The organism is Streptomyces tremellae, from assembly GCF_039540215.1.
GTDB classification, from domain to species: domain Bacteria; phylum Actinomycetota; class Actinomycetes; order Streptomycetales; family Streptomycetaceae; genus Streptomyces; species Streptomyces tremellae.
The window spans coordinates 1-25318 of sequence record NZ_BAABEP010000080.1 but is presented as its reverse complement, the minus strand read 5'-3'; the positions used below and the strand labels follow the sequence as shown (position 1 = coordinate 25318).

Annotated in this window: 30 protein-coding genes and 3 pseudogenes; 13 read left to right on the top strand and 20 right to left on the bottom strand. The window is 70.2% G+C overall.

All coding sequences use genetic code 11. The features are described 5' to 3' along the window. Positions 1–230: 230 nt before the first annotated feature. The 8 genes from ABEA77_RS31030 to ABEA77_RS30995 form a co-directional block, all read right to left on the bottom strand. Positions 231–542, bottom strand: coding sequence for a hypothetical protein (locus ABEA77_RS31030; protein WP_345655025.1), 312 nt, complete (start codon positions 540–542; stop codon positions 231–233). 28 nt (positions 543–570) lie between these two features. Then, positions 571–1419: a hypothetical protein gene (locus ABEA77_RS31025; protein ID WP_345655022.1), complete on the bottom strand. Its 849-nt coding sequence runs from the start codon at positions 1417–1419 to the stop codon at positions 571–573. A 151-nt stretch (positions 1420–1570) separates the two neighbouring features. Then, on the bottom strand, positions 1571–1969 hold the full coding sequence (locus ABEA77_RS31020) for a hypothetical protein (protein ID WP_345655020.1): 399 nt from the start codon (positions 1967–1969) through the stop codon (positions 1571–1573). Next, positions 1897–2211: a restriction endonuclease gene (locus ABEA77_RS31015; RefSeq protein ID WP_425588427.1), complete on the bottom strand. Its 315-nt coding sequence runs from the start codon at positions 2209–2211 to the stop codon at positions 1897–1899. The genes ABEA77_RS31020 and ABEA77_RS31015 overlap by 73 nt, the downstream gene beginning before the upstream one ends. A gap of 14 nt (positions 2212–2225) precedes the next feature. Then, positions 2226–2414, bottom strand: a complete 189-nt coding sequence (locus tag ABEA77_RS31010) for a hypothetical protein (RefSeq protein WP_345655014.1) — start codon at positions 2412–2414, stop codon at positions 2226–2228. Between the two features lie 99 nt (positions 2415–2513). Beyond that, positions 2514–3362: a helix-turn-helix domain-containing protein gene (locus tag ABEA77_RS31005; protein WP_345655012.1), complete on the bottom strand. Its 849-nt coding sequence runs from the start codon at positions 3360–3362 to the stop codon at positions 2514–2516. Between the two features lie 10 nt (positions 3363–3372). After that, on the bottom strand, positions 3373–3927 hold the full coding sequence (locus ABEA77_RS31000) for a DUF6879 family protein (RefSeq protein WP_345655009.1): 555 nt from the start codon (positions 3925–3927) through the stop codon (positions 3373–3375). After that, positions 3884–4162: a hypothetical protein gene (locus ABEA77_RS30995; protein WP_030699965.1), complete on the bottom strand. Its 279-nt coding sequence runs from the start codon at positions 4160–4162 to the stop codon at positions 3884–3886. The genes ABEA77_RS31000 and ABEA77_RS30995 overlap by 44 nt, the downstream gene beginning before the upstream one ends. Before the next feature lie 162 nt (positions 4163–4324). Between ABEA77_RS30995 and ABEA77_RS30990 the strand changes: the two genes are divergently transcribed. Further along, positions 4325–4894 carry a hypothetical protein gene (locus ABEA77_RS30990; protein WP_345655006.1) on the top strand — a complete coding sequence of 190 codons (570 nt, stop codon included), beginning with the start codon at positions 4325–4327 and terminating at the stop codon, positions 4892–4894. Positions 4895–4943: 49 nt separating this feature from the next. Here ABEA77_RS30990 and ABEA77_RS30985 read toward each other — a convergent pair whose 3' ends face one another. From ABEA77_RS30985 to ABEA77_RS30975, 3 genes are all read right to left on the bottom strand, one after another. Continuing rightward, positions 4944–5402, bottom strand: coding sequence for a hypothetical protein (locus ABEA77_RS30985; RefSeq protein ID WP_345655003.1), 459 nt, complete (start codon positions 5400–5402; stop codon positions 4944–4946). Between the two features lie 162 nt (positions 5403–5564). Next, entirely contained in the window at positions 5565–6380 is an 816-nt protein-coding gene (locus ABEA77_RS30980) for a hypothetical protein (RefSeq protein ID WP_345655000.1), read from the bottom strand. Positions 6381–6515: 135 nt separating this feature from the next. After that, entirely contained in the window at positions 6516–8444 is a 1929-nt protein-coding gene (locus tag ABEA77_RS30975; protein ID WP_345654997.1) for an ATP-binding protein, read from the bottom strand. A 158-nt stretch (positions 8445–8602) separates the two neighbouring features. On the opposite strand from ABEA77_RS30975, the gene ABEA77_RS30970 reads away from it, so the two are divergent. After that, positions 8603–9274: a hypothetical protein gene (locus ABEA77_RS30970; protein WP_345654995.1), complete on the top strand. Its 672-nt coding sequence runs from the start codon at positions 8603–8605 to the stop codon at positions 9272–9274. Positions 9275–9357: 83 nt separating this feature from the next. On the opposite strand, the gene ABEA77_RS30965 is transcribed toward ABEA77_RS30970, so the two are convergent. The 3 genes from ABEA77_RS30965 to ABEA77_RS30955 all read right to left on the bottom strand — a co-directional run bounded on the left by ABEA77_RS30965 (position 9358) and on the right by ABEA77_RS30955 (position 10953). Beyond that, positions 9358–9543 (bottom strand): hypothetical protein, encoded by a 186-nt coding sequence (locus tag ABEA77_RS30965; RefSeq protein ID WP_345654992.1) that lies wholly within the window; start codon positions 9541–9543, stop codon positions 9358–9360. A gap of 5 nt (positions 9544–9548) precedes the next feature. Further along, a complete protein-coding gene (locus ABEA77_RS30960) occupies positions 9549–10016 on the bottom strand; it encodes a hypothetical protein (protein WP_345654989.1) in 468 nt (155 codons plus the stop codon). Positions 10017–10089: 73 nt separating this feature from the next. Next, entirely contained in the window at positions 10090–10953 is an 864-nt protein-coding gene (locus tag ABEA77_RS30955) for a TIGR02391 family protein (protein ID WP_345654986.1), read from the bottom strand. A gap of 53 nt (positions 10954–11006) precedes the next feature. Here ABEA77_RS30955 and ABEA77_RS30950 point away from each other — a divergent pair, with 53 nt between their 5' ends. Next, positions 11007–11528, top strand: coding sequence for a DUF6233 domain-containing protein (locus ABEA77_RS30950; RefSeq protein ID WP_345654983.1), 522 nt, complete (start codon positions 11007–11009; stop codon positions 11526–11528). A 10-nt stretch (positions 11529–11538) separates the two neighbouring features. On the opposite strand, the gene ABEA77_RS30945 is transcribed toward ABEA77_RS30950, so the two are convergent. Then, a complete protein-coding gene (locus tag ABEA77_RS30945; protein ID WP_345654980.1) occupies positions 11539–12150 on the bottom strand; it encodes a hypothetical protein in 612 nt (203 codons plus the stop codon). A gap of 87 nt (positions 12151–12237) precedes the next feature. Here ABEA77_RS30945 and ABEA77_RS30940 point away from each other — a divergent pair, with 87 nt between their 5' ends. Beyond that, positions 12238–12504 (top strand): hypothetical protein, encoded by a 267-nt coding sequence (locus ABEA77_RS30940; RefSeq protein ID WP_345654978.1) that lies wholly within the window; start codon positions 12238–12240, stop codon positions 12502–12504. On the opposite strand, the gene ABEA77_RS30935 is transcribed toward ABEA77_RS30940, so the two are convergent. Both ABEA77_RS30935 and ABEA77_RS30930 read right to left on the bottom strand, forming a co-directional pair. Next, positions 12483–12779: a hypothetical protein gene (locus ABEA77_RS30935; RefSeq protein ID WP_345654975.1), complete on the bottom strand. Its 297-nt coding sequence runs from the start codon at positions 12777–12779 to the stop codon at positions 12483–12485. The genes ABEA77_RS30940 and ABEA77_RS30935 overlap by 22 nt on opposite strands. A gap of 79 nt (positions 12780–12858) precedes the next feature. Then, complete coding sequence (locus ABEA77_RS30930) at positions 12859–13935, bottom strand: replication-relaxation family protein (protein ID WP_345654972.1); 1077 nt, start codon at positions 13933–13935, stop codon at positions 12859–12861. Between the two features lie 97 nt (positions 13936–14032). Here ABEA77_RS30930 and ABEA77_RS30925 point away from each other — a divergent pair. Further along, a pseudogene (locus ABEA77_RS30925) lies at positions 14033–14419 on the top strand (transposase); the annotation flags it as partial. Positions 14420–14438: 19 nt separating this feature from the next. On the opposite strand, the gene ABEA77_RS30920 reads toward ABEA77_RS30925, so the two are convergent. Then, complete coding sequence (locus ABEA77_RS30920; protein WP_345654969.1) at positions 14439–15035, bottom strand: YdcF family protein; 597 nt, start codon at positions 15033–15035, stop codon at positions 14439–14441. A gap of 57 nt (positions 15036–15092) precedes the next feature. Between ABEA77_RS30920 and ABEA77_RS30915 the strand changes: the two are divergent. After that, positions 15093–15922 (top strand): annotated as a pseudogene (locus tag ABEA77_RS30915) (IS5 family transposase). A gap of 84 nt (positions 15923–16006) precedes the next feature. Here the strand turns inward: ABEA77_RS30915 and mobF are convergent. Beyond that, positions 16007–17368, bottom strand: a complete 1362-nt coding sequence (gene mobF / locus ABEA77_RS30910) for a MobF family relaxase (RefSeq protein ID WP_345654966.1) — start codon at positions 17366–17368, stop codon at positions 16007–16009. 188 nt (positions 17369–17556) lie between these two features. Here mobF and ABEA77_RS30905 point away from each other — a divergent pair, with 188 nt between their 5' ends. The 7 genes from ABEA77_RS30905 to tpg all read left to right on the top strand — a co-directional run bounded on the left by ABEA77_RS30905 (position 17557) and on the right by tpg (position 25054). Next, on the top strand, positions 17557–17907 hold the full coding sequence (locus ABEA77_RS30905) for a hypothetical protein (protein ID WP_345654964.1): 351 nt from the start codon (positions 17557–17559) through the stop codon (positions 17905–17907). 279 nt (positions 17908–18186) lie between these two features. Continuing rightward, on the top strand, positions 18187–19368 hold the full coding sequence (locus tag ABEA77_RS30900) for a sensor histidine kinase (protein ID WP_345655030.1): 1182 nt from the start codon (positions 18187–18189) through the stop codon (positions 19366–19368). Continuing rightward, the gene (locus ABEA77_RS30895; protein ID WP_345654961.1) at positions 19355–20026 is read left to right on the top strand and encodes a response regulator; all 672 of its coding nucleotides are present in this window, start codon (positions 19355–19357) and stop codon (positions 20024–20026) included. The genes ABEA77_RS30900 and ABEA77_RS30895 overlap by 14 nt, the downstream gene beginning before the upstream one ends. A 279-nt stretch (positions 20027–20305) precedes the next feature. Then, the gene (locus ABEA77_RS30890; protein WP_345655028.1) at positions 20306–21544 is read left to right on the top strand and encodes a serine hydrolase domain-containing protein; all 1239 of its coding nucleotides are present in this window, start codon (positions 20306–20308) and stop codon (positions 21542–21544) included. 236 nt (positions 21545–21780) lie between these two features. After that, positions 21781–22308 carry a helicase associated domain-containing protein gene (locus ABEA77_RS30885; RefSeq protein WP_345654958.1) on the top strand — a complete coding sequence of 176 codons (528 nt, stop codon included), beginning with the start codon at positions 21781–21783 and terminating at the stop codon, positions 22306–22308. Between the two features lie 71 nt (positions 22309–22379). Beyond that, positions 22380–24491 (top strand): telomere-associated protein Tap, encoded by a 2112-nt coding sequence (gene tap / locus ABEA77_RS30880; RefSeq protein ID WP_345654955.1) that lies wholly within the window; start codon positions 22380–22382, stop codon positions 24489–24491. Between the two features lie 5 nt (positions 24492–24496). Continuing rightward, entirely contained in the window at positions 24497–25054 is a 558-nt protein-coding gene (gene tpg / locus ABEA77_RS30875) for a telomere-protecting terminal protein Tpg (protein WP_345654952.1), read from the top strand. Positions 25055–25157: 103 nt separating this feature from the next. Here tpg and ABEA77_RS30870 read toward each other — a convergent pair. Then, a pseudogene (locus tag ABEA77_RS30870) lies at positions 25158–25318 on the bottom strand (IS256 family transposase); the annotation flags it as partial.

The window sequence follows — 25318 nt, the reverse complement described above, 5'->3', positions numbered from 1 at the left end:
GCCGGCCGATCGCGTGGGTGGGCAGCGCACCTGACGACTGGTGAGCGGCGGTGAGAGGAGCGACAGGCCCCGAGCGCACGGGCGCTCGGGGCCTGTCGCTGTCCGGAGTCCAGCGACGCCGCTCCCAGGGCCTACACGCACTGGGGTGCGATGCCCGGGGGTTCTGAGCCGGGAGCATCGCACTGGTGTGCGTGTAGGCCCTGGGATCTTCGGGGCGCTCCCCCGGCGAACTACGTGGCGGCTGAGGCGGGGGCAGTGAACGAAACCGGCTTCCCCGTGGCATGGGCATAGTCGATTTCCCTGCTCGTGGATTCGCCGATGTACCCGCCGGGGTTGACGACCAGAACCCGGTCCGCCAGGTCGATCTTTCGCAGATGGAGACCGCCCAGCATTGCCTTCTGGTCGTCGGTGATCGGCTCGTCTGCTTCGCCTGGCGCGACGACGATGATCCCGGCGAAGGTCAGATCACGGTTCGCCGCACGCATCTCGTCCACGAACCGGGTGGAGCCGCAGATGCAGACGATCTCAGGACGGTTGGGCACAGCACATCCCTCCCGGGATGGAAGCTGGTCAGTACAGGGCGACGGCATCGAGGACGACGGCTGGGCCGGTGATGTATGCCTGGACGTCATCGTCGGGAACGTCCAAGCCGAGCCGGTTGAGTTGCTGGGTGACCTCTTGGAGATCGTCTTGGATCTGCGCCATCATGATGCGACGCATCATGAACTCCCATCCGTGCAGCAGCCATTCGTCGGTGACCCTGTACTCGTCCTCTGGAACGAGTCGGTAGACGCTGCCGAGGATGCGCATGTCTCCTTCGAGGCGATCAGCTGATGCTTCATCAATGAAGTAGCCGGGGCGGACGTTGACGTACACCTTGTGCGGCAGAGCGCTGCCCGTGATCTCCAGAAGCATGGGCAGGGGGAGCAGCTCGTTGTGCAGATACACCCGCTGGATCGCCTGCGCGACGTCTGCGTCGTCTACGTCGAGGTTGGCGAGTTCGCTGAGATCGTTGATGTCGCGGTCCAGCATCAGGCGCCGGAAGACGAAGAACAGCTTGCTCAACACGCTTGCTGCCGTGATACGCGCGGTGCCCTCAATCTCGACCAGGGCGTCTTTGCTAAGAGCCGTATCGCCGGCGGGGTTCACGCTGACCGCCTTCTCGCGGATCAGGCCGTCGATCACCTTGGAGACGGTGGCCTTCTCCCGCGGAGCCAGGCTGTAGGTGGACTGGAACTGCACGTCGGTTCCCGCGGTTCCGTTCAGGGCCAGGGGGCCGATTCCTGCCTTGCCGCCTCCGGACCGCTTTTTCGCAGTCGTCTCCACGATGTCCTGTGCCACTGGGACGTCGATGTTGTGGTACTCCGCCTGGGAGAGCAGCGTCTCAAGATCGAGAAAACTCGGGTGCCTCAAAGCCATGGCACCAGTCTTCCAGTGAGCACTGACAACAGGCGCCCCGAGCGACGATCCCCCCACGGTGCTGTGTGCTGCCCGAGCTCTGAAAGCTGTTGAGAGCTCTGCTGAAGCGGGCCCGGCGGAGCATCGCGAGCGCACACAGACTGGTGTGGCTCTACGAACGTCCCACCCACGCCAGGTGTTCGGGAGCGACGTACAGCTGCTCGCGGAGGCGGCCACGCAGGACACCGACACGGGTTCGGCCCTCCAGGACCTGTAGCCCACTGTCGGCCGGGTTGAGCAAGCGCCGGTCGATGAGGAGTGGCGGGCGCAGCCACATCCCGTGGTCTGCCCAGTACTGGCCGATTTGTGGAGGGCGCACCGTGACCCAGTGCACCGGGTGCTGTGCGAAGTGCTCGATCAGTCCGGCTTCGCTCTCACCGGTCGGCATGGTGTGGAAGTCCGCGGTCGGGATCGTCTCCAGCGTCCAGGTGATCGCACTCAGCTCGAGGTGGCTGTAGTCGTCGACGAAGGGGCCGTGGTCGCCGTGGTCGAAGAGGAAGTCCCGCAGCACGTCATGAGGATGAGTTCGGCGAGGGCGCCGCGGCCGTCGCTCTTGGGCAGGGCGGCGGCGAGACGCCGGACGTCGGCGGCGACCGCCCGGGCGTGCCCGGTGAGCTGGAGGGCGATCTGCTCGTAGTCGCGGGGCGCGAGGTCCGGGTCTTTCCAGGCGAGGACGGCGGTGACGAGGGCCTCGTGCGGGGCGCGGTCCAGAGACAGTTCGGCGTCCAGCAGGCCCTCGGGATCGTGGAGCACGGCGTAGGCCCCCCTCACCGCAGGCCCGCCGCGTCGTCGTCCTGGCCGTGGTCGCCCCTGTCGGCGTCCGGGTCCGGGTCGGCGAGGAAGCGGGCGTAGCCGCGTACGGCGCGCTCCAACAGTGCGGGTGAAGGCCGGCCGAAGTCGGGCCGCTGGAGGCCGGGTCCGTCGGGTGCAGGTCCGGCGGGTGTGGGTGCGCTCATGGGCACCGCCTCCGTGTGCTGAGTGGTCGCGTCGGTGTCGTTCGACGCTACGGAGGCTCCGGCTCCGTCCTCAACGAGATTGCGGGAAATTGCGGAAGTTCACCCCAGGGCGTCGATCGCAGCCGTGATGCGGTCGCGGGCAGCGTCGCCGTAGACGGCCATCTCCGTGAGGCCGGCGAACGCCTTGGCGTAGTCGGCGAGCTCGCGCGGCTGCGTCACCTTGATCTCCGCCGTCAGCGTCTCCACCACGGCCACGGTGTCGTCGTGGAGGTAGAACGCCTCCAGCGGCCAGACGGTGCGCTGCGCGGTGAAGGGGATGATCCCGAGCGAGACCGAGGCGAGCGGCATCACCGCCAGGAGGTGACGCAGCTGCCCGCGCATCGCCTCGGGGTCGGCTGTGCGGAACCGCAGGACGGACTCCTCCAGGAGCACGACGTAGCGGTGCCCGCCCTCGTAGAGGAAGCGGGAGCGGGCGATGCGGGCGGCGACCGCTTCGGTGACGTCGTTGGGGGTGCCCTGGAAGCGGGTGATCTGCTCCATGAGGGCGGTCGCGAAGGCCGGCGTCTGGAAGAAGCCCGGCGGGACGTTGGAGACGTAGACCCGGCAGACGCGGGTCCGTTTGTGCAAGGTGTTCCAGTTCTGCTGGACCTTGCGCATCCCGTCCTTGTGTAGGCGGCGCCATTCCAGGTACATGGAGTCGACGGCGCGGGCGGTGGCGATGAGGTCGTCGGCCTGGTCGTCCGCGCCGCACGCCGCGCACCAGGCGCGGATGTCCGCGTCGGAGGGCGGGGCGTCGGCCTTCTGGATGCGGGTGGTCTTCGCCGGGTGCCAGCCGCACCGGGCGGAGAGGTCCTTCCCGGAAAGGCTGGCGTCCTTGCGCAGATGACTGAGGCGCACGGCCAGGGCCTCGCGGGCGGCCTGTGCGCTGGACGATGGGGATGCGCTCACGGTGCTCTGCTCAGTGGTTCTGGACGGTGTACTTCTCGTGCGGGACGCCGCGCTCCCACACGGTCTCGAAGGCGGCGCGGCACAGCGCGACGGCGGCCGGGTCGGTGGTGCGCTCCTTGCCGTCCCTCGCCCAGTCGCCGGTGCCGGTGAAGTGGTGGAACTGCACGAGCCGGTCGTCCAGGAGCCAGAAGTCGTTGCCGGGCAGCGCGATGTCGGAGGCGCGGCGGCGGGGCAGCCAGCGCACGTCCTCCCCGGCCTGGAGGTTGAGCGGGGTGATGGCGTGCTCGTAGCGGATGTAGTCGGTGACCGGCTCGGAGACGATCCGCGCTCGGCGCATCACCACGCCGCGGGCAACCGCGCCCTGTACGAGCGGCATCCACTGCGGCCAGAACGAGCGGCCGGGGTCGAGGTTCGCCGCGCCGGTGGCCAGGAAGTTGGCGTAGTCGTCGGCTTCGTCGCCGACGGCGTACAGGTCGCGCATCTCCAGGTGGACCGCCGTGCGGTGGGTGTCGGCGAGCAGCTCAGCGAACGTCGCGGTGTTCAGCTGCTGCGCGTTCAGCGGCATCGCACGCCTCCCTCAAGATCTGCACCATGTGGAACGGGATCCGGATCACCCGCTCGTGCGGCGGGATCCCCGTCTTGTGGCCGGCCACCCACTCGGTGGAGCCGACCAGGGACTTGAGGAGGGCGTCGGCTTCCTCGCCCTGGAGGACAAGGTCCGCGCTCTCCTCTTCCACCCACACCGTCGCTGATCCCTCACCGCCGGTGTTGGGGTCGATCCCGACGAACCGTAGCGTCATCACGTACTCCCCTGTGACTCGGTTGCGCGTAGTTGCGCAGACCGTCCCGCGCGGCGCCGCCGACGTCAAGGGGGCGTCGGCTGCCCGGTGCTTCTGATCCGTCCGGGTGACCGGGGGCCGCAACTGCCGTGAGGGCAGACGCGCTCCCCCTACCGTGCGGCCATGAACACCACCCCGATGCCTGAGCCGCTGCGCCGGGCGATCCACCAGCTGGTCTCCGAGGGCGTGCAGAACTGCCAGGAGGTACTGCGGTACACCGAGCCCGACCAGGCGCACACCTGGAAGCGGATGACGCTGTACCGGGCCACGGACGCGGCGGACACCATGAACATGGTGGCCATGCTCATCGCTGCGTACTGCGAGCACACCGGTATGGCAGCTCACACACTGGAGAGCTACCTCCAGGTCGGGCAGGAGACGATCCGTACTCACGGCACAAGTGAAGAGGACCGTTCACATGTGGCGGGGCTGATGGGCGAAGAGCTCAAGTATGAGGCGATGCGGGCGCCGACGAACCGGATGCGGTACCACCGAGGTCAGCGGCAGGCTGAGCAGGCGCAGCACCCCGAGGACGACCCGGGCAAGCTGTTCACCGAGGCCGTCCTGCACGGGCTGAAGGCGAAGCTGTGCGACGACGTCGACTCGCTGGACAGCTACCTGCCGCCCCAGATGGCTGCGATGGCCCGCCGGGTCGCGGAAGCTCTCGAAGTGCCGGAGCCGGCCACCGCGTGATCAGCAGGACGGGAGGGCGGGACGCCAGTGTCGGCGTCCCGCCCTCCCGTCACCTCCCGGAGCGCTCGTAGCTGACGATGGCCTCGCCCAAGCGGCGCTTGACCTGCGCGGGCAGGTCGGTGTTCTCGGGACGGACGTCGTTGTCCAGCCAGAAGCGGCCTGCCGTGCCGTCTTCCAGCAGCAGTACCGGCGACTCCATCCAGTCGTCCTCCAGCTCACCGTCCCCGTCGCGCCGGCGGCCGGAGCCGCTGACGAGCTTCCAGCAGCGCTGGCGTGCGACTTCCCGGAGCCGCTGGCCGTTCGCGGTGTACCCGCCGCGGAACAGAGCGGGCTTCACCTGGATGAGGACCTCGGAGCCGTACGGCCTCAAGCGCTCTACGGCCTCCGCCAGGAGCCGCTGGACCTCTGCTGCCTCCTTCTGCTCCCGCTCCGCTTGCCGCTGGTCAGCGTTCGCGAAGGAGTCGGCTCGGGCTCGCGCTGCTCGGATCTCGTCATCAAGGCCACCCATGAACGGCAGGGTATCGGCGCGAACTGCCGTATTGGAGAGGATGAGTTGGCCGGTGAGGGTGACCGCCGGTCGGTGTGGTCGTTGGACAGCGCGAACCCATTCCGGGCCCCGGGGATGTCATGGCTGATCCCCCCCGGGGCCCGTGGCGTGTCTGGCCCTCGGTCAGCTCTCGGGGGCTTCCACGTCGATGAGCCAGGTGACGACGTCGGCGTCGGTCATCCAGATCGCCTGCGTCTCGTGGGCGTCCTCTCCGTGCTGGACGACGTGGACGCGACCGTCCTGCCTGCTGGGCTTCGGGGCGGGGCCGGCGAGCGGGGCGAGGCGCTGCCAGGTGCTGGTGGTGACCCGGGCCAGGATCACCGTGCCGAACATCTCGTGCGGCGCGGCTCCGAGGGGGCTGGTGGAGGGCGTGCCGACGAGGATGACGTGGACGCGGGCGGCGCGTCCGGTCCACAGCGCGGCCTCGAGGGCGGCGACGGCCGGGGAGGTGTGCGGGTCATCCTTGCCGCGGAACGTCTCCCAGTAGCGGGTGAGCTGGCGCAGCGCGGCGTGGGCGCTGTCCACCGAGACGATGAGCCGGGGCGCGGCGTCCAGCTCGCTGTCGTCGAGGTCGAGGCGGCGGGCCAGTTCTTCTCCGAGGCCGACCAGGGCGTCGTGGATGCCGGCGACGTTCCCACGGTGGGTGACGGTCGGCAGGCCCTTGGCCCACAGGTGGGAGATCCGCTTGGGGTCGAGGACCAGGGCGTGGGCTCCCTGGTGGAGGAACTGGGCGGTCAGGGAGCGCAGCACGGTGGTGCTGCCGCCGCCGGTGGCGGTGCAGACCAGGACGTGCGGGCATTCGGCGTCCAGGTCGACGGCGATGGCGTCGCCGTGGGTGCTGATGCCGATGAGCGCGGTCCCTTCGGGCAGGGCCTCTATCTGCTCGCGCAGGTCGGGGGCGTGGAAGCTGAGCTTCGTGGGGAGCGCGGTCTTGTTCATGGCGGGGTGTTCCTTCTCTGTGCGGTGCCTGGTGAACCGGGTGTTCTCCAGGGCTGGGGGGATCGTGTCGGTGAAAGCGGACAGGTCCGGATCGGTGGGTGGCGGGTCGGATTTCCGACCCGCCACCCACCGCCGTCAGTCCAGGTCGGTGGTGCCGGTGGCGGCGCGGGGCCGGTTGCGGGCCCACTTCTTGAGGTCGCCGACGCGGTAGAGGAGTTCGGCGCCGCGCTTGTCGACCGGGTCGGGGAAGGCCGGGTCGTTGGCGCGGGCGAAGCGCAGCGCGGCCAGAGTGATGCCGGGCAGGTGGTGTTCGGCGGCCTCGCGGAGTCCCACCGCCTGGTCGTCGTCCGGGGCTGTCGGCGGCGGCGGGGTGCGGTCCGTGGGGCCGCCCGGGTCGGCGGCCGGGGCCGGGGTGAGGCTCCAGGCGTCGGCGAGCGCGTCGCGGTCGGCGGGCGGGAGTTCGGGGGTGGGTGGGAGTTCGGGGGTGGGCGTGGACCAGGCGTCGGTGAGGGAGTCGGCGGGCGGCTTCTGCAGCTGCACCGGGCCCGGCTGCGATCCGGCTGCGGGCGGGGCCGGCGTGCCGGTGGTGGCCCACTCGCGGGCTTCGGCCTCGGTGAAGAACAGGATCTGCGTCTCCCGCGCGGACCCGCCGGAGACGACCTGGGCGCGGCCGTGGTGCTTGGTGGACTTCGGCGCCGGGTGGACCTCCGGGGCGAGCATCCGCCAGGCGTTGACGCTGTATCGGGCCAGGATGCGGGTGGAGAACTGCTCGCGGACCTCCGGGCCCCCGAGGGCGCGGGCGGTGGCGGACTGCGCGACCAGGAGGACGTGCATGCGCAGCTGGCGGCCCATGTAGAGGATCTCGTTGAGCGCGTCGACGGCCGGGGAGATTTTCGGGTCGCCGGACTCGCGGGTCTTCTCCCAGTAGCGGGCCAGCTGCTTCATCGTCGCGTTGACCTCTTCGAGGAGGATCAGCAGCCGCGGGCCGATGTCCTTCGGGTCGGCGTCGATGCCCAGTTCGTCGGCGACGCGGGTACGGCGCCGGCCTTCGATGCCGAGGGCGATGAGCTGGTCGTGGATGTCGGCGATGTCGCGGCAGTAGGTGACGCCGGGCAGGCCGTTGGCCCACGGGTGGGAGATCCGCTTGGTGTCCAGGACGAACACGAGGCTGCCGTGGTGGAGCATCTGGCAGGCGATGCACCGCAGGGTCACCGACTTGCCGCCGCCCGTGCTCGCGTTGACGAGGATGTGCGGGGACTCCGCGTCCAGGTCGACGGTGACGATCCGCCCGGCGGAGCCGATCCCGATGACGGGCGCAGACTCCTTGGCGGCGGCCACGATCTCGCGGACCTTGGGGTCCTTGAAGGCCGCCTTCGCCGGGGGCTTGCGGGTCTTCTTCACCGTCACGTACGTCTCGCGGCCCGCCAGGTGCCAGGAGAAGGTGACGCCCTCCAGGGCGAGCTTGGTGGCGATGATGTCGACGACCAGGTCCTTGGAGAAGTCCAGGCGGCCCGGCACGTCCACGCGGATCACCGCGTCGTCCTCGGAGAAGCCGCGCGGGATGTGGAGGTAGCGGCGCGGGTCGGTCTGCTCCGGCAGGCGCAGCGGCAGCGCCAGAGCTTCGTGCAGCGGAAGCACCCACTCGCGCATCAGCTCCCGGCGCTTGCGGGTCAGCGCGAAGTAGGCCGCGGTCCCGACGGCCGCGGTCGACGCGGCGGCGATCCCGGTCTGCTCCAGCGCGGCGAGCGCGGGGGCCGGGTCGGCCCATATCTGCTGGGCGGTGGCGACGGTGGCGTCCTGGTGGACCCAACCGGCCTGGTAGCCGCCCGCGCCGACGGCGGCCAGCGAGCTGATGCGGAAGGTCAGGCGCTTCCACCCGGCGCGGTAGGAGGACCGGGAGACGCGGCCTTCGACCTTCGGCAGGACCCGGGTGCCCGACCGCCAGAACGTCGCGTCGGTCTTGCGCTCGCCGTCCATCGGTCGGCCGGCCAGGAACCGGCCGATGCCGAACGCGAGGGATTCGGCGGTGTCCTCCACCTGCTTGTCGAACTTCGTCTGTGCCATCGGTCGTGCCCTTTCGGTGTGCGTCCCGGCACCTCACACCCGGAAGCGGACACGAACCGTAAAACGGGTCACCTGTGGATAAAGTCCAGCAAACCACCCCTCTAGCCGTAACGAAACTTTAGTTGTCGCACATTGATTACGTATCCTATGATTGTCGCATGGTTGATATGTGGGAGCTCGACAGCGAGGGCGTCGAAGAGCGGGTCACCTTCCGGGCGCAGGTGCGTGACCTGGTGTGGCGCGAGACGAGAAGGCGGATGCATTTCCTCGGCTTCAGCGAGCAGGAGGGGCCCGCCACCCCGAATGCACTCGCCCCGACGTCCGCGGCCGCCAAGGCGGTGCACCTGATGTACCTGGAGGTCGCCACGGAGGTCGGTGACGCTGCGCGGGACCTGGCCGTCGACGCCGCCACTCGCGCGGGCCGGGCAGGCGCCTCCTACGCGGACCTGGGTGAAGCGTCGGGGATCACTCGTCAGGCCGCCCGCAAGCGGTGGCCGGAGGCGGTCGGCACGCACTGGACGCTCTACCTCCTGACCGGCAAGGGCCACCCGCACGGCATGGCCGTCCAGATGCTCCGCAGCAGCAGCAAGGCGATCGAGACCGGGCGCACCGCCGTGGACGAAGGCGCTCTCACCGAGGACGGCGCCGTGGGTGCCGTCGTCATCAACGCCGCCCGCGAGGCCGTGTGGGCGTGCTACTTCGACGACGGCACGTGCGCGCCGGAGGAGATCCCCCTGCCCGAGGACCTGCAGAACGTTCCGGCCCCCGGCGAGGAAACGCATAACGACTGGCTGTACCGGTGGGAGCAGCACATCACCCGCCTGCTCTGACAAGGCAGGCTGCGGTCGCCGGTCACAAATCGGGCCCGGTCCTCCGGTGGGGGGCCGGGCCCGACGACTGCGTGAGCGGTGTTTCAGCGGGTCTCGGTATTCCCCTGCGGCCGCACCGCCTTGTTCAGCGTGGGGTTGGTGTCGCTCTTCTTGTCGGTTCCGATCATCGTCGTGTTGGTGAAGGCATCGACGAAGTCGGGCTGGGGCGCCGGGGCCGGGGCCGGGGCGGGGGCGGGCTGACCGCTCCCCTGGTTCTGTCCGTTACTCATGGGGCTCAAGTGTGCAGCAGCAGTGCGACAGTCGACAGAGCCAGCCCCGCCACGAGGGACCAGAGACTGACCGCCCAGTACCGGGCCTTCAGCTCGTGCCGCCGCTTGTTCTTCTCGTAGATCGACGCCCGGGTCGCCGCCAGCGCGGTGAGCACCTGGCTCTTGGGAGATCGGACGTGATCAGCAAGCATCGGGCGGGGCTCCAAGTCCTTGTGCTCCGCCACGCGGATCGTCTGCACGCCCGCGAGCAGGGTGACGGCGTACGCCGCGAAGGCGCAGTAGGCGAGGACGTCGTGGTGTTTGTGTGTCGCCAGGAACTGTGCGGCTGTAGCCGCGAACCCGATCAGGAACACCGCCTTGGTATCGATCTTCGCGAGCGATTCCGACTGGCGCGTCAGGCGCGCGGCCACCTCGTTGTTGAGAAGTTCGAGCGTGTCCTTCTGCGCCTCGAGTTCGGCCGGTGTCATCGTCATGCCGAGAGCCTAGAAGCCAGGGCAGGAAGGGCCGCGCCCCCTGCTGTGGACCAGGTCGGCCAGGGGAAAGGGCTCACGCGTCCTCGGGCTCCTTCGCCAGCCGGATCTCGCACTGATCGAGCAGCCGGGCAAAGTAGCTGTAGGCAGCGAGGCGCTCCATGCCTTCCTGCTCGGTCAGCTCATCCCGGGTGTGCGTCGCGACGTTCCTGACCGTGAGGTTCAGTCCGGTCGCGAGGTTGTTGAGCGCGCCGGCCAAGGGCGCCAGACCGCCGCGCATGCTCTTGGCCGTTTGGTCCTCCGCCGGGCCGGGCCAGGCGAGCTTGGGCTTGCCTGGCTCGGGTTCGCCCCCAGAGAGGGTCTGCTGCCAGAACGAGGTATCGGTCACGTCGTTGCGGCCCAGACGTTCCTTCCAGTGCACGGTCAGTGCCTCCGACGCCTCCCGCACCGCAACCCGGTACTGGTGCGTCGTCCAGTGCGCGGCCGCCGCCGTCCAGATCACCTCATGGAGCTCGGACGGGGCGAACCCCGGCGTCGCTGACTCCGCCGCCTCCTCCGCCTCGCTGATCATCGTGCCCAGACGGCCCCGGACCCTGGCCGCCGTGGCACGGACCTCCTGGGGAGTAAAAATCGCCTTCGGAGCCGACATCAACGACCAGTTCTCGATCGGATCCACGACACCGAGCCCGGCGACGCGCATACTCGCCCCCGTGACGGCGACCGCCCGCGCAGCGGCCCCCGCAGCCTCCGCCACATCGAGCTCCAGCGTGCGGACCGCCGCCTGGTCCTGCCCCTCCTTGGTCCACACCGTGGGGAACAGCCCACGCGTTTGGATGTGGTCCGACTCCTCCTGGGTCTCCATCCAGCGCCCGAAGATCTCCTCGAACCGCTCCACAGCGGCCATCAGCCGCTTCAAGTAGTCAGCGCTGTACGTCGCCACGCCCTACCCCCTCCACCGGATCGTGCCTGGACGACGCAGCCGAGCCAGCACCCGTGCCGGTGCGCGTCGTGCTGCCCGCCGACCCGGTGCTCGGGCAGCCGGAGCAGGAGGTCGTGGCGCGGTTGTGGAGGCGGCGGCAGACCAGGACGGGGTGGGTGTACCTCGTGGGGCTGCCGTCGTACCGGGACCTCGAGGACGGCGGCGTGGAGGCCGCGGAGTACCGGGTGTGGGTGAGGGCGCCCGACCATGTGCGGCCGGTCGACGGCGTCGACTACGACCAGGTCCCCACCGAGCCTCTTCCGCCGGCGCCGCCGACGTCGGTGGTCCGCGAGGTTCTCGGGGAGCGCCGGTCTTCGGGCTGGGTCCTGGCGAAGGTCCGCGAGGGGCGGGGCCCGGCCCGGGGCGTGCTGCACGCGCCGGACTGCGAAGAGGCACCCGAGGGCGCGCCGCTGCTCGATGCCCAGCGGGCCCTGGACGTCGCGGAGAACCCGGGGACGCAGCTGTGCACGCTGTGCGGGTGCGCTCAGGAGCTGACGCCGCTGCTGAGCGGCTTCGACCACATCACCGACTCCTGACCCGCGTTGGTCAGGAGTCGGTCTCGATGGTGACGGGGACCTCCAGCGGCACGGTCCACTCGCTGCCCTTGGACCTGGCGGTGATGCTCAGACGCACCGGCTCGTTCGCGTAGTCGCGGTGCCAGACGTCCGTGGTGGTCGTCGACCAGGACGGCGGGGTGGTGGGGGTCAGGCCGTATCGCGTCCACTCGCCGATCGCCAGCTGCTGCGGGGCGACCGTCCGGCCGGTGTCGTCGCGGCCGTCCGCGCTGAACTTCCACGGCCCCCAGATGTGGGCACGGACCTCTTCGGGAGTCGGAGCGCCGGCGAGCTGGGGCCCGTCGCCGCGGTGCGGGTTGTCGTTGCGCAGGGACGCGGTGATCTCGATGGTGCCGTGGGAAAGCAAGCCGGGTGGGCCTTCGAGGTGGACCCGCAGCATGGCGGTGGAGCGGGCCTCGTTAGCCACGACCGTGCAGCGGAAGTGCGGGGTGAGGTCGGCGTGCAGGCGCTGCTCCTCGATCCGGGACAGGGTCTGCGCGGCCCCGTTGGCGTTGCGCGCGGCTCTCCAGGAGCCGATAGCGGCAACGGCAGCGACGACCGCGACGGCCAGAGCCAGGGCCGCGATCGTGTCGGTGGTGGTCATGAGGCAGGACGCTATCGCCACCACCCGTCACAGGTCAGCGCCCTGGAGATATGGCCATCAGCGGGGGACGTCGTCCAAGGTGGGGCGATGAGCGCACTGCGACCCGGTGACATCACCGACGAGATGATCCAGGCCATGGACGCGGCCAAGCGGCAGGGACTTCAGAAGGACCTGCGCGCCCTTGCCGCCAACATCCGCGCCGACGCCGAAGGCCGGTACGACAGCGCGGAACCCGAGTGGCGGGCCGGAGTCGAGTGGACGCTGCTGTGGATCGAGAACACCGCCGCCCAGCTGACCGAGGGCACCCCGGGCGCCGGGGCCGACGGCCGGGGTCAGGGCGTGTCGCCGGAGTAGTAGAAGCGGCAGCTGACGCCGGGGCCGGAAGTGCAGGGCTCGCCGGGCTGCGGGTCGTACAGGGCGCGGCCGCCGGGCCACCGGGACAGCTCGGTGGTCAGGGCAACGCCGTCGTCGACTTCCTCGGTGCGCCAGCCGTGGATGTCGAGCAGCAGGCCGTCCAGCGGGCCGCCGACCAGTTCGGCGTAGGTCCTGTGCGGGAGCGGGCCGGGGTTCGGGTCGTCGTGGTCCGCGCCGTAGACGCGGCCGTTGCGCAGCTGCTCGTCTCCGTTCATCCGGTCAGCTTTCCAGCCGCCACCGACAACCGGGCAGTGCCGACGGGCCCGGCCTGGGTGGAGGCCAGGCCCGCTGTGCTCACCGCGGCTTGGGCAATGCGGTCAGCGCCCGCCGGTCCTCACCCTGACCGACGACCCACCACGCCGACCGGTCGGCCCCGTCGCGGGTGAGCCGGTGCAGGGTCGTCGTCGCCACGGTGATCCGCCAGTTCGGCCGGGCACGGTCGTGGAAGGTGGCCTCCCTCGTGTCCGGGGCCGCGCGGCGCGAAGCCGGGGCGAAGACGAACAGCAGCGGCGGGAAAGGCCGCTCCAGCGAGGGCCCGGCGTAGGTCTCCTGCCAATGGGAGCGCGGGGCACGGGCGGCGTTCCCGCGCCCGGACGCGGGGGCGCCACGGTAGGCGTCGTAGCGCTCTAGCTTGGCGAGCAGACCGGCGTAGGACATCGTGCGGTCGATCTCCACGAACGCGCTGGAGCCGTCGGCCAGGAGCACCACGCCGTCGGGCACCAGGTTCCCGGCCGGGGTGGGATGGGGGACTTCCACCCGCCAGTCGGCGTGGTCGGCCGCCTCCGCCTGGTGGAAGGCGATGACGGTGTCGACCAGGGCGAGGCCGTGCTCGCGCAGACCCGTCTTGCTGGCCGCGATGCGCTTGCCCGTCGTCCGGCCGACCGGCGACGTGAGCTCGCCGGAGGCGGAGGCTTCGGCGAGGCCGGCCGGGGTGCAGTACCAGTAGCTCTGCTGGGCGCGGTGAGTCCGGCCGACCAGGGCCGGGGATTCATCGAGCAGATTGCGCAGCGCGCGACGGACATGGTCGGTGCCTTGCTGGCGGGGAAGCAGCAGCGCCTTGAGCTGGCGGGGTGTGGCCAGGCGCAGCTGGGCGAGGGTGAGCAGGACCTCGCCGCGGACGTCCGCGCCGGCCTTCGCCGCCGCGGCCTTCCGGGGCCGGGACGCTTCTACAGGTACATCAGTATCTGTAGTAGAGGAGTTGCAACCGGCCGGAGCAGGTGAATCGGGGGTCTGATCAGCAACAATGCTCAGGCGGCGGCCGGAAGCTGCGGGGCTGGGCGCGGGGCCCGTCGCAGGGCGCGCCGTGGGGCTCGCCGTCGCAGCGGTGTCCGCCGAGGTCGGCGGGGTGTGCGGGTCGGGTGCGGTGGTCATCGGATCCTCGGGTTTCTCCGGCCGTACGCGGCCGGGTCGGCGGTCGTCCGGCCCGCACGCGGATGTGCGCACGGGCCGGGGCCACCGTGAGGAAGCACCCCTTGACCGTCGTCTGACCGGCGGCAACCGCAACGACGTCACCCAGCTGATCCCGCTCCTGAAAGCTGTGCCGCCGGTGCGAGGCAAGCGCGGCCGGCCCCGGCGCCGCCCGGACGTGCTGCTGGCCGACCGCGGCTATGACCACGACAAGTACCGCCGTCTCGTCTGGGCTCTCGGCGTGAAACCGCTGATCGCCCGCCGGGGCACCGAGCACGGCTCCGGCCTGGGCGCCCAACGCTGGGTCGTGGAGCGTGCCTTCGCGCATCTGCACTGGTTCCGCCGTCTGCGGATCCGCTGGGAGATCCGCGACGACATCCACGAAGCCTTCCTCACTTTGGGATGCAGCATCATCTGCTGGCGTCGGCTCAAGAACCACCATGCGTGAGCCACGCGATAGCGACCGTCTACAGCAAGGCCTTCCGTTCGTCGGCCGTGAGGCCGCGGAGTGTCCAAAGTCCGTACAGAGCCAGCAGCGGTTTGACGACCATCCACTCGCCAGGGCGGTAGTCATCCGCGCGCACCAGCCTCTCTGCAAGATCGGGCCGCTGCCGCCGCAAGTACGCTCGCGCCTTGAGCGCATGAGCTGGTTGAGAGGCAATCTTGATGCGGCCCACGTCCTCAAGCAGTGGGATCACGTTTGTGATGTTTTCCCACGTCGTCGCGCTTTGGTCCTCGAGGAGCACCGTGCCGTCGAACTCAAGTACCGACTTCGCGTAGTCAGCCATCAGCTTGGCCTCCGCAGCGCCACTGCCGGTCGCGCCGCCGCTGAAGATCACGCGGGTCTCATGCGTACCATCGGCGCATGAGCGGATTCCAGCACGGACTCGCCATCGGTTGATCAGGTTCGCCGTCGCTTGGGGATTCCGGTACCCCAACACCACCACGGCCTCGGAGGCGCCCCCGCTATTCCCCACGAGAACTTGAGACCAGCGCCAGTTCAACCACTCGCCCCAGGCCAGGGCTGCAACCCCAGCTATCGCCAGTCCTGTCCTTCGCCACATGCGGCGACTCTAGGTTCTGTCGTCAAATGATCAGTGCTGGTGGATCATGGTGTCGTGATACGTCGCCATGAACTGTCCGATACCGAGTGGGAGTTCGTCCGGCCGCTGTTGCCCGAGTCGTCGCGAGGACGGAAGCGGCTGGACGACCGCAGGATTCTGAACGGGATCGTGTGGAAGTTCCGGACCGGGACAGCCTGGCGGGATGTGCCCGAGCGCTATGGCCCGTGGGCCACGCTGCATACGCGTTTGCGCAGGTGGGCGGCGGACGGGACGTTCGACCGGATGCTGCGGACCGCGCAGGCGGAGGCGGACGCGGCCGGCGACGTCGAGTGGCTGGTGTCCGTCGATTCCACGATCGTCCGCGCTCATCAGCATGCGGCCGGGGCCCGAAAAGGGGGACCTGCGACCCGGCCCTGGGCCGGTCCAGGGGCGGCCTGAGCAGCAAGATCCACCTGGCCTGCGACGGCCGGGGCCGCCCTCTCGCTTTCGTCGTCACGGGCGGCAACACCAACGACTGCACCCGGTTCACCGCCGTGATGGAGGCGATCCAGGTGCCCCGGATCGGACCGGGACGACCCCGCACCCGGCCCGATCACGTCTTGGGCGACAAGGGTTACAGCTCGAAGGCGATCCGTGCCTGGCTCCGCCGCCACGGCATCCCGCACACGATCCCCGAGCGGGCCGACCAGGTCGGCAACCGGGCCCGGCGAGGCAGCCGCGGTGGCCGTCCGCCAGCCTTCGACCGCGAGGTCTACAAGCACCGCAACGTCGTAGAACGGTGCTTCAACCGCTTGAAGCAGTGGCGAGGCATCGCCACCCGCTATGACAAGACCGCCCAGTCCTACGAAGCAGCCGTCGCCCTCGCCTCACTCCTGATGTGGGCGTGACATTTGACGACAGAACCTAGGGCACCTCGGTGCCGAGCCACGAGGAACCAGCCGCGCTACAAACGACGCATTCTGTTAGGAGTTCTAAGTCATCCGGTCCGCCGCCGGCGCTTCCCGGCCAGGCTTCGTGACCGTGTGGCGCCGGGAGTAGCGGAGCAGGGCCCGGTGGGTGATGTAGTCGTCCAGGCCGCGGGTGAACTCGCGGCCGCGCAGCGTCTCCAGCAGGTGCCGGCGCGCTTCGGCCAGGATGTGGCGCCGGGAGAACTTCTCGCGCACGGTGAAGAAGACTGCGGCGACGTCGACGGCAGCGAGCGCCACATCCACGGCGGGATCCACCCGCGCCCGGATCGCCGCTCCGACTGCCCGGCACCTGCCCAGAAGGCCGTCGATGAGCTGCTGGCCGAAGCGCAGGAGTGCGGAGGCCCGCCACCACGCGAGCAGTTGCGCGAGCGGCTTCGGCTTCTTCTTCGCGGGCCGGGTCTCCTGCGCCGCCCACCAGCCCAGTCCGTGACGGCCGCGCTCACCGGGCAGGTGCCCGTGGTCCTTCACGTACTGGTCGGTGAGCACCTCCAGGGCGTCCTCGATGCGCTGACGGCGGGACGCCGACCAGTTGATGAGGTCCTCGGACACCCCGGCGATCTCCATGACCGGACGCAGGCCCGGCGTGACCTCGCGCGGCACCGTCGCTAGTCCGAGCGCCTCGCACACCTCGGTCGTCATCGCCAGGGTGTAGAGCGTCCCTGCGGCCACCACGTTCTGGTAGAGGCGGTAGGTGTCCAAAGCGCCCCAGACCGGATCGCCGTCGGCGCCCAGGCGCTGGACGCGGTTGAGGATCAGGCAGTGCTCGTGCAGGAGCGGCAGCCCGTCGCGGTTGTCGATGTGCCGGAAGGCGGCGACTACAAGCGCGGGTGTCTTCGCGCGGCCGCGTCCTGACGCCCACCGGGTCTCGGCAACCTCATCCTCCAGCCAGCGCAGCGCCGTGGCGACGGCCCGCTCGTGGGCCCGCTCGATGACCCGGCGCACGGTGGCGTCGCCCAGCGCCCAGAGCACGACCAGTGACGCCTGCGGCCGGAAGGTGAAGTCCATGCCGAGCACCGGGGTCTGCTGGCGGGCCTCGATCTCCTCGATCGGCTGCCCCAGCACCGTCAGTCGGCGGGCGGTCGCCGCGTCGACGCCGTCGTCCAGGAGGCCGCGCTCGATGCGGTCGGCGTCCGGGTGCCGGCCCTCGCCGAACAGCAGCTCCAGCTGACGCTCGGACACTTCCGCGCCCTCGGTGAGCCCGAGCGCACGCAGACCACGCCCCAGCCACCGTCCCGGTGGGAGCCCGGCCAGCTCCTGTGCGCCCTTCAACGCCTGTCCGGCCGGGCGGCGGCCGTCCCCGAACGCCACTCCGCGTATGTAGTACCGCCACGCGTTACGCCTTTGGATCTTCGCGACACTCAGCATCGCCACAGCACATACCGGCTCTGACCAGCAGGAAAGCGGGCTCCCGCCCGGCGGGAGACTTCACTGGAACTTCACCGCCGATCCGGTGTGTCCAGTCAATGGCTGATCTTGGTAACTGAGGGTCAGTGGCTGGTGGTGGGGGTGAGGCGTCGGCGCCCCCGGCCGCGGACGAGGCACACGCCCTGCTCGTGACGCTGCTGGGCCGGGCGGCCGAGGCAGGACACCTTCGGGTTCCGGTGGCGCAGGCGACCCGCGTCATCCACGCGGCGACAACGGGCGCCACGCTGGCACTGATCGGCGAAGAGCCCTCGGAGCGGGACCTGACCACGTCCGCACGACTGCGGGACACCGTCATCGCCTCGATCACCACGGGCCCGCCCGCCTCATCCGGGTCAGACCTGGCCTCGCGCGCACTCGCCCTCGACGCCGCACTGGAAACCGCGCTCACCACCAAACCCGCGGCTGCCGACGCGGGGTTGACTCTGCGAGACACCGAGACGGCGCTGCTCCGCGAATGGCTTCAGCAGTTGGCAGGCTGAACCGGGCCGCCTGCTCCGCAGGGTGGGCGTTCAATCACGGAGGTCGGCTGCACGGCCTACGTCGCTAAAAGGGCTTGCAGTCCGGCCGGTGACAACAAGCCTGCTCCAGCGCCGGGTACGGCTCGTAGTACGGCACCTGGCCCCGGGAGCGCTGGCGCAACTTGCCGATCGCCCCCTTCGCCGTATGAGGCCGCTCTGCCGGGCCCGCCGGCGTGTGCGTGGCTCTTTGGAGTGACGAAGACCGGCGTGCGAGGCCATAGTGTCGGACGGATGAGAGTGATGGACGGCAGGTGGCCCCGGTGGGGCGCCGACGCCGGGCTGGTCGTACTGACGCTTCTGCCGCCGCTGCTGTCGCAGCCGTACGTGGACACCTCCGGGCCGGCCTGGGCGTCGCTCACGGTGTATGAGGCGGTGGGGGTGGTGGTTCTGCTGTTGCGGCGGAGGCTGCCGGTCACCGCCTTCGTTGTGGCTTTCGCGGCCCTTCTGGCGGCGCTTGTGGGAAGTGCGGGCGCAGGAGCCAAGCTGTCGCCGCTGGTCTTTCTGCCGCTGGCGGTGCTGCTCTACAACCTGGGCAACCACGGCACGAGCTGGAGGCGGACCGTGTCGGCGGTCCTCGGCGTCACCGTGCTGAGCGTGGCCGGTCTGTGGCTGAACCGGATGACGACCGAATCCGGCGACTTCCAGGGCGGCCTGGACGTCCTTGCCGCGCTGGCCCCGATGCCGCTGGCGTGGGCGATGGGGTTCGCCGCGCGGACCCGGCAGGAACTGCTGGCCGCGGCCGAGCGGCGGGCGGCCGACGCGCGCCGGGCACAGGTCCTGGAGACGGCGCAGGCCACGCAACGTGAGCGGACACGGATCGCCGGTGAGATGCACGACGTGGTCGCGCACTCGCTGACCCTGCTCGTCGTGCACGCGGAGACCCTGCGGGCCCGCGGCGGCGAGCTGCCAGACTGGGCCCGCGCCCAGGTCGACGGCCTCGCGGCGGCGGGCCGGCAGAGCAGCGGCGAGCTCCGCGACCTGCTGCGGATGCTGCGCGACCCCGCGGACGCCGTCCCGCTCCAGCCGGTGCCGGGCCTCGGTGAGCTGGACGCTTTGCTGGACAGTCATCGTGCCGCGGGAGGAACGGTCGAGCTGGCGACGGGCGGCGAGCTGGAGTCCGTGCCGGGGCCGGTGCAGTTGACGGCGTACCGCGTCGTGCAGGAGGCACTGGTCAACGCCCGTCGGCACGCGCCCGGCGCGCCGGTCCGGGTGACCGTCGAAGGCGCCGCGGGAGAGCTGCGGTGCGAGATCGTGAACGGCCGCGCGGCGCGGCGCGGCGCGGCCGGCGCGGGGGTCGGACTCGGTCTGGTCAGCATGGAGGAACGAGTGGGCGCGCTGGACGGCGAACTCACCGCGGGCCCGACCGGTGACGGCGGCTTCCGCGTCGTGGCCACGACGCCGTGGGAGCGTGCGGGTGTCTGAGCAGGTCAGCGTGCTGGTCGTGGACGACGAGCCGATCATCCGCGCCGGGCTGAGCGCGATCCTGGACAGCCAGGCGGACATCACCGTGGCGGGCACCGCGGACGACGGTGAGGAAGCCGTCGAGGCGTGCGCGCGGCTGCGGCCGGATGTGCTGCTGATGGACATCCGGATGCCGCGCCGCGACGGCCTGTGGGCATTGGCCGAGCTGGGCCGCCGGGGACTTCTCGGGCAGGGGCGCAGCCGGGTGCTCATGCTGACCACGTTCGACCTGGACGCATACGTCGACGACGCGTTGGCGGCCGGGGCGTCCGGCTTCCTACTGAAGAACAGTTCGTACGAGGAGCTGACCGGGGCCGTGCGTGCCGCGGCGGCTGGACACAGCGCGCTGAGCCCCGCGGTGACCCAGCGGATCATCGAGGGCCATCTCAGCGGCCGGCGGCAGCCCAGCGACCAGGAGCTGGCCCGGCTGGGGGACCTCACCGAGCGGGAGGTCGACGTGCTGCGTCTGATCCGGGACGGGCTGAGCAACGCCGAGATCGCCGAACGGCTCGTCGTCAGCCTGCACACGGTCAAGACGCACGTCAGCCGCGTGCTCACGAAGACCGGCTGCCAGAGCAGGGCGCAGGCGGCGGTGCTGGCCAGGAACACCCTGTCCTGACCTGCCCCCGGTCGGCGGGCGGGTCAGGCGGGGCGCCGTGCCCCGCGGGGTCATTCCTTGGAGTGACCCCGCGCCGGTGGGGAGCCCGCCAACGAGCGATGTACCGGGTGCGCGCCACTGGCTGAATGGATGTTGTGCGCGGGACCCGCCGAACGGCCGCTCATCAGATGAGTGCCCGGTCCCTCGACGCACACAGCAACTGCCACACGCCGAAGGGAACTCGCCATGTCCGCACACACCCTGTCCCGCCGTCACCGGATCCGCCGCGGAGCGCTGACCATGGCCCTGGCGGCCTGCGTGGGCGCGGCGCTCGTGAGCTGCTCGGACGCGTCGTCGGAAGGGGCCGAGGCGGCGGCCGGGCAGAGCGCGGCGAGCCCGGCCGCCGACGCGCGGCTGGCCCGCCTCGCGCAGCAGGCGGCGGACACCGGCTCTCTCGGCGTCATCGTCCGGGTCGACTCCGGCGACGGGAAGCCCGTCGAGATCGCCAAGCAGGCCGCCTGGAGCAAGGACGACCACACCCTCGCGGCCGGTGACCAGTTCCGGGTCGGCTCCAACACCAAGACGGTCACCGCGACCCTCGTCCTGCAACAGGTTGCCGAGAACAAGATCAGCCTCGACGACACGGTCGAGAAGTGGCTGCCCGGAGTGGTCAAGAACGGCAACGACATCACCGTACGGATGCTGCTCAACCACACCAGCGGCCTGGGCGACTTCCTGCTGACCCCGGAATTCCTGCCCTCCCTCACGGGCCAGGAGAAGCGCACCTGGAGGCCGCAGGAACTGCTTGCCGTCACGCCCGAACAGGACCCGCCCGCCGAGCCCGGCGAGACGTACTCCTACAGCAACGCCAATTACGAAGCCCTCGGACTCATCCTGGAGAAGGCCACCGGGAGTAGCCTGGCCGAGCTGATCAAGGAGAAGATCACCGGGCCGCTCAAGATGAATGACTCGTACCTCGCCACGGACGCCGACTGGAACACCGGCCGGCAGCACGTGACAGGCTACGAGCCGAACGCCGGGCGGCTGAAGGAGATCCTCTCCGACACCGTCTACCTGCCCGACGGTGTCGGGTTCGCCGGGCCCGAACGTCCCGACGACAACGTCGACACCTCCGCCATCGACCCGAGCTGGTCCTGGGCGGCGGGCGCCATGGTCTCCACCGCGGCGGACTGGCAGACTTTCCTCACCGCACTCAACTCCGGTGAACTCCTGCCCGAGGCCCAGTTGAAGCAGATGCGCACTACCGTGGACGCTCCCGAGGAAGGCGGCGGTTACGGGCTCGGTCTGATGAGGGTGGACACGGACTGCGGGACCGTCTGGGGCCACACCGGCGGTCTGCCCGGTTACTCCAGCGAGATCTACACCGACGCCACCGGCACCCGTAGCGTCGCCGTCTTCAGCAGCACGAACTTCGGCATCAAGGACAAGGCCGCCGCGACCGCGAACAAGGCCCTCGTCGAAGCGGCCACCTGTCAGATGCTCGGCAAGGCCCAGCCCTCGGACAGTCCGGCCGGATGACGGCGGCGGACACCAGCCGACACCTCCGCCTCCGCCGGCACTGCCTCCGCCTCCGGTCGCCAACCGCCTCTGTCTCCGCCGCCTTTGCCGGCGACCGCCTCGCTGACGACCGGTACGTGACGGCTGCCGTCACCCGCGTCCCGCACGAGAGGCCGGGGACGACCCGCCTGCCGCGCCTCCTGAGCACCGACGCCCTGCGACGGGCCGGACTCGGCCACACGGAAAAGGCTCAGTGGTTGAGCAATTTGCGCCGCGCGGGTGCGCTGGATGGCCACCCTGAGTGGGAGACGGCGCTCAAGGAGGTCGACGAGGACTGGAACCCGTCGTGGTCGGCCGACTGGCAGCGGCACTACGCCGCACTGCGCGAGCTGGTGGCCGAGGAAGAGGGCCAGGCGGAAGTCCTGCCTGGCGTCACGGTCCACGGCATGGACAACGGCAAGTGGCCGGCCCGGCAGCGGACGCCGAAGGTCTGGCAGGCCCTGACCGACGGACAGCGCGAGCGCCTGGAGCAGCCCGGCATCACACCGCTCGCCCCGGCGCCGGAGCAGCCGACAAGGGCTTCCACGACGTTCGAGCGGGCGTGGCGGCCCTCGCGCAGTACAGAGCCCGCACAAGGCTCTGTGAAGGTTCCCAGGGCCCATGCAGAGCTGTTGGAGGACAGGGCCGAGGTCCGGCTTGGAGTGTGGATCATGAACCAGAAGACCCGCAGGGCGAAGCTCGCCACCGACAAGCTCCCTGCACTCGCCGCGCCAGGACTGGAATAGGCCCTGGAAGGCTAAGGAACGGGATAAGTTTGTGGTTAAGTAATGATTGCCTGGAGTGAGGGTACAGGGTCATGGCCTCTGAGGAAGAGCTGTTCGCGTCCGTCGACGCTCTGCTGAGCGAGGAGCCGCGCCTCCCGCCTCCGGCGGAGCGTGCCCGGCTGCGTGAGGCCGCCGGTATCACCCAGGCCCGCCTCGCCACCGCGTTGAAGACCACGACTCAGTCAGTGAAGAACTGGGAGAACGGCCGCAGCGAGCCGAAGTCGCCGCGACTGGACGCCTACCAGCGGCTGCTGAACGGATGGGCGGCGAAGTACCCTGCCCCCGGCGTAGTTCCGACAGCCTCGGTTGCCGCACCGGCTCCCGCAGCGTCTACCGAACCGGGCGCGTCCAGGGTGGAGACGGCAGATGCGCCACCGCAGGCTCCCGCCGCTGCGGCTGCGGCGCCGGCGCGCCCCGCCACCCGGCCCGCTGCGACATCACGGCGCCCGGCCATGAAAAAGGCGGCGCAGCCCGCAGCCGACCCGCGCTTCCCCCACGGGCCCCTCGCGGTCCTGGACGGTGACGGCTGCGCGTACGGCGTGAACGGGATCGTGCTGGACTGCCCGGCGGGCACCGTGGTGGAGCTGGTGGAGTGGACGCTGCGCGAGTCCGGCCTCGGAGCGCCGAAGCTGAACCGCTACGGCAAGGACAGTGATCCACTGATCGTGCTCACCGCCGCGGCTGCCGTGAAGCTCGGGCTGCCCGAGCGCCTGGAAGGCCACGAGCAGCGCCGCTCCCTGCGCCTGCCAGAGGATCACCCGGTGGTCAGGCAGGTGGTGAAAGCGAAGTGGCGGCTCACCCAGCGCGGGTTCGGCCCGTGGGCGAGGATCTACCGCAAGGCCCAGGGCCGTGAGCGGCAGTGCGTGCAGCTCGCGATCCTGTCCTGGGACGCACTCGATGAGCGGTCCTGGCCCGGCGTCTCGGAGATGGAGCCGGCCGACGTCGCCCGCGTCCTCGGCGTCTACGCCACCCGGGTCATCACCCCGCGCGGATCGACGGCCGTCTCTGGGCTGGAGCTGATGACGGCGCTGCGCCCGCCCACGCGTGCGGTGCGCGACGAAGCGAGCGGGAACTGGGTGTCTGGCCACAACCCGGGCTCGCTGGGCACGGAGCCGATGGATCCGGCGCCGCCGGAGGCCACTGCTGAGCACCCGGTCGTCGTGACCTCCGGCTGGACGGGCGGGTTCCTCAACGAAGAGGCGTACCAGTGGGTGCGGCCGGTGGACCTGCTCACCGATGAGGAGTGCACCCTGCCCTTCGCAGTCGGCCTGGACCTCAACACCGCCTTCCTCGCCGCCGCGGCCCGCCTGGTCGTCGGCCTGTCCGCCCCCGACCACTTCGTGGGCCCGAAGTTCAACCCGAAGATCCCCGGCTCCTGGCTGGTCGACCTGTCCCACCTCGAGGTGGACCCGCGTCTGCCCTCGCCCTTCACTCCGGACGGCACCCGGCCGACGGAACCTGCCTGGTACCAGACACACACCGTCGCCTACGCCCAGGAACTCGGCTACAACGTCCGGCCCCTCGAGGCGTACCTGCGCCGCGAGACCGGCGCGTACCTGGACCCGTGGCACGACCGCCTCAAGGCCGCCTATGTGGACACCCTGGCCGGCCTCGGCGTCACCAAGGACCTGTCGGATGCCGAGTTCCTGGCGGCGATGGAGCGGCACAAGGAGGTAGACCCTGCGATGGCGGCCGTCCTCGCCGCTATCAAGGCCACGGTGAAGGGCGGCATCGGCAAGCTTCGCGAGCGCCCGCAGGGCAAGAAACACAAGGAGGGCGAGCGGTGGCCGGCCCTGCAGCGGCCAACCTGGCGCCCCGACATCCGCGCCGCCGTCATCGCCAAAGCCCGCATCAACATGCACCGCAAACTGCGCAACATGGCCACGATGACGGGCCTGTACCCGCTCGCCGTACTGTCCGACTGCGTCGTCTACCCCTCACCGGGCCCGAGCCCGTTGGACTTCCTGCCCTACGCCGCCTCCGGCAAGCCGCAGCCCGGCGCCTTCCGCCTCGGCCCCACACCCGGCCTGGCGAAGCTGGAGGGCGTCCAGTCGATGCTGTGGGCGGTCGACCTCATGGAACAGGGCTACAACCCGGCCCGCCACATCAAAGGCGGCGACGCCGTCCTGGACGAAGGCGAGTAGGCACTGTGGGAGAGATCGACGACGCCATCGAACGCGCCGACCGGGAGGGCTTCACCCGCCAGCCGCCCAAGGCCCTCCAGGCACGCATCAACTTCCTGGTGAAGCAGCTCAAGACGACCAAAGCCGTCGCGGCGGAGATCGGAGTCAGCCGGCGGTCGGTGGAGCGCTACCGCAAGGGCGAACGCAAGCACCCGCCCCAGGCCGTCGCCGAACGGATCGACGCGGCCGTACGGCAGCGATGGCAGCCCCAGGTCCGCAGACGCCGCCGCAAGCAAGCCGCCACCACCACGGGCATCACGGTGGAGACGAGGGCCAGGTTCGGCTACACCGCACCCATCGGCACCACCGACGACGGACGCTTCCGACGGCTCACCGTCCACCTGCCCCCCACCTACGCACAACGCCTGTTCAACGCCCGCGAGGCCGGAGCCAGCGACCAGCAGATGCGCCAGATCATCGCCGAAGGACTCAAAGAGACCTACTTCCAAAACGGCGGAGCCCGCGCCCTGGAACTCTCCGACGTCACCCTCAACAACATCGACTACCTCGACCTCGACTACTGACCCGGCAGCGACCGGGAACCCGGACCAACTCGTCGGCGTCTGTCCAACAAGCAGCCCCGTCTGCGGGTCTGTCAAACGAGCGGTGTAACTCGGGTTGCTGGAGTTACTGACGAGCTGCGGAGAGGCAGCCGTCGAAGGTGATGTCGAAGGCGTTCAGGACGGTCTTCCCGCGCATGGCCCAGCGGGCCTGTCCCTTGCCGGTGGGGTCGAGGGACATGACCGCCCTGTAGACGCATTCCAGGGCAGCCTGCTCGTTCGGGAAGT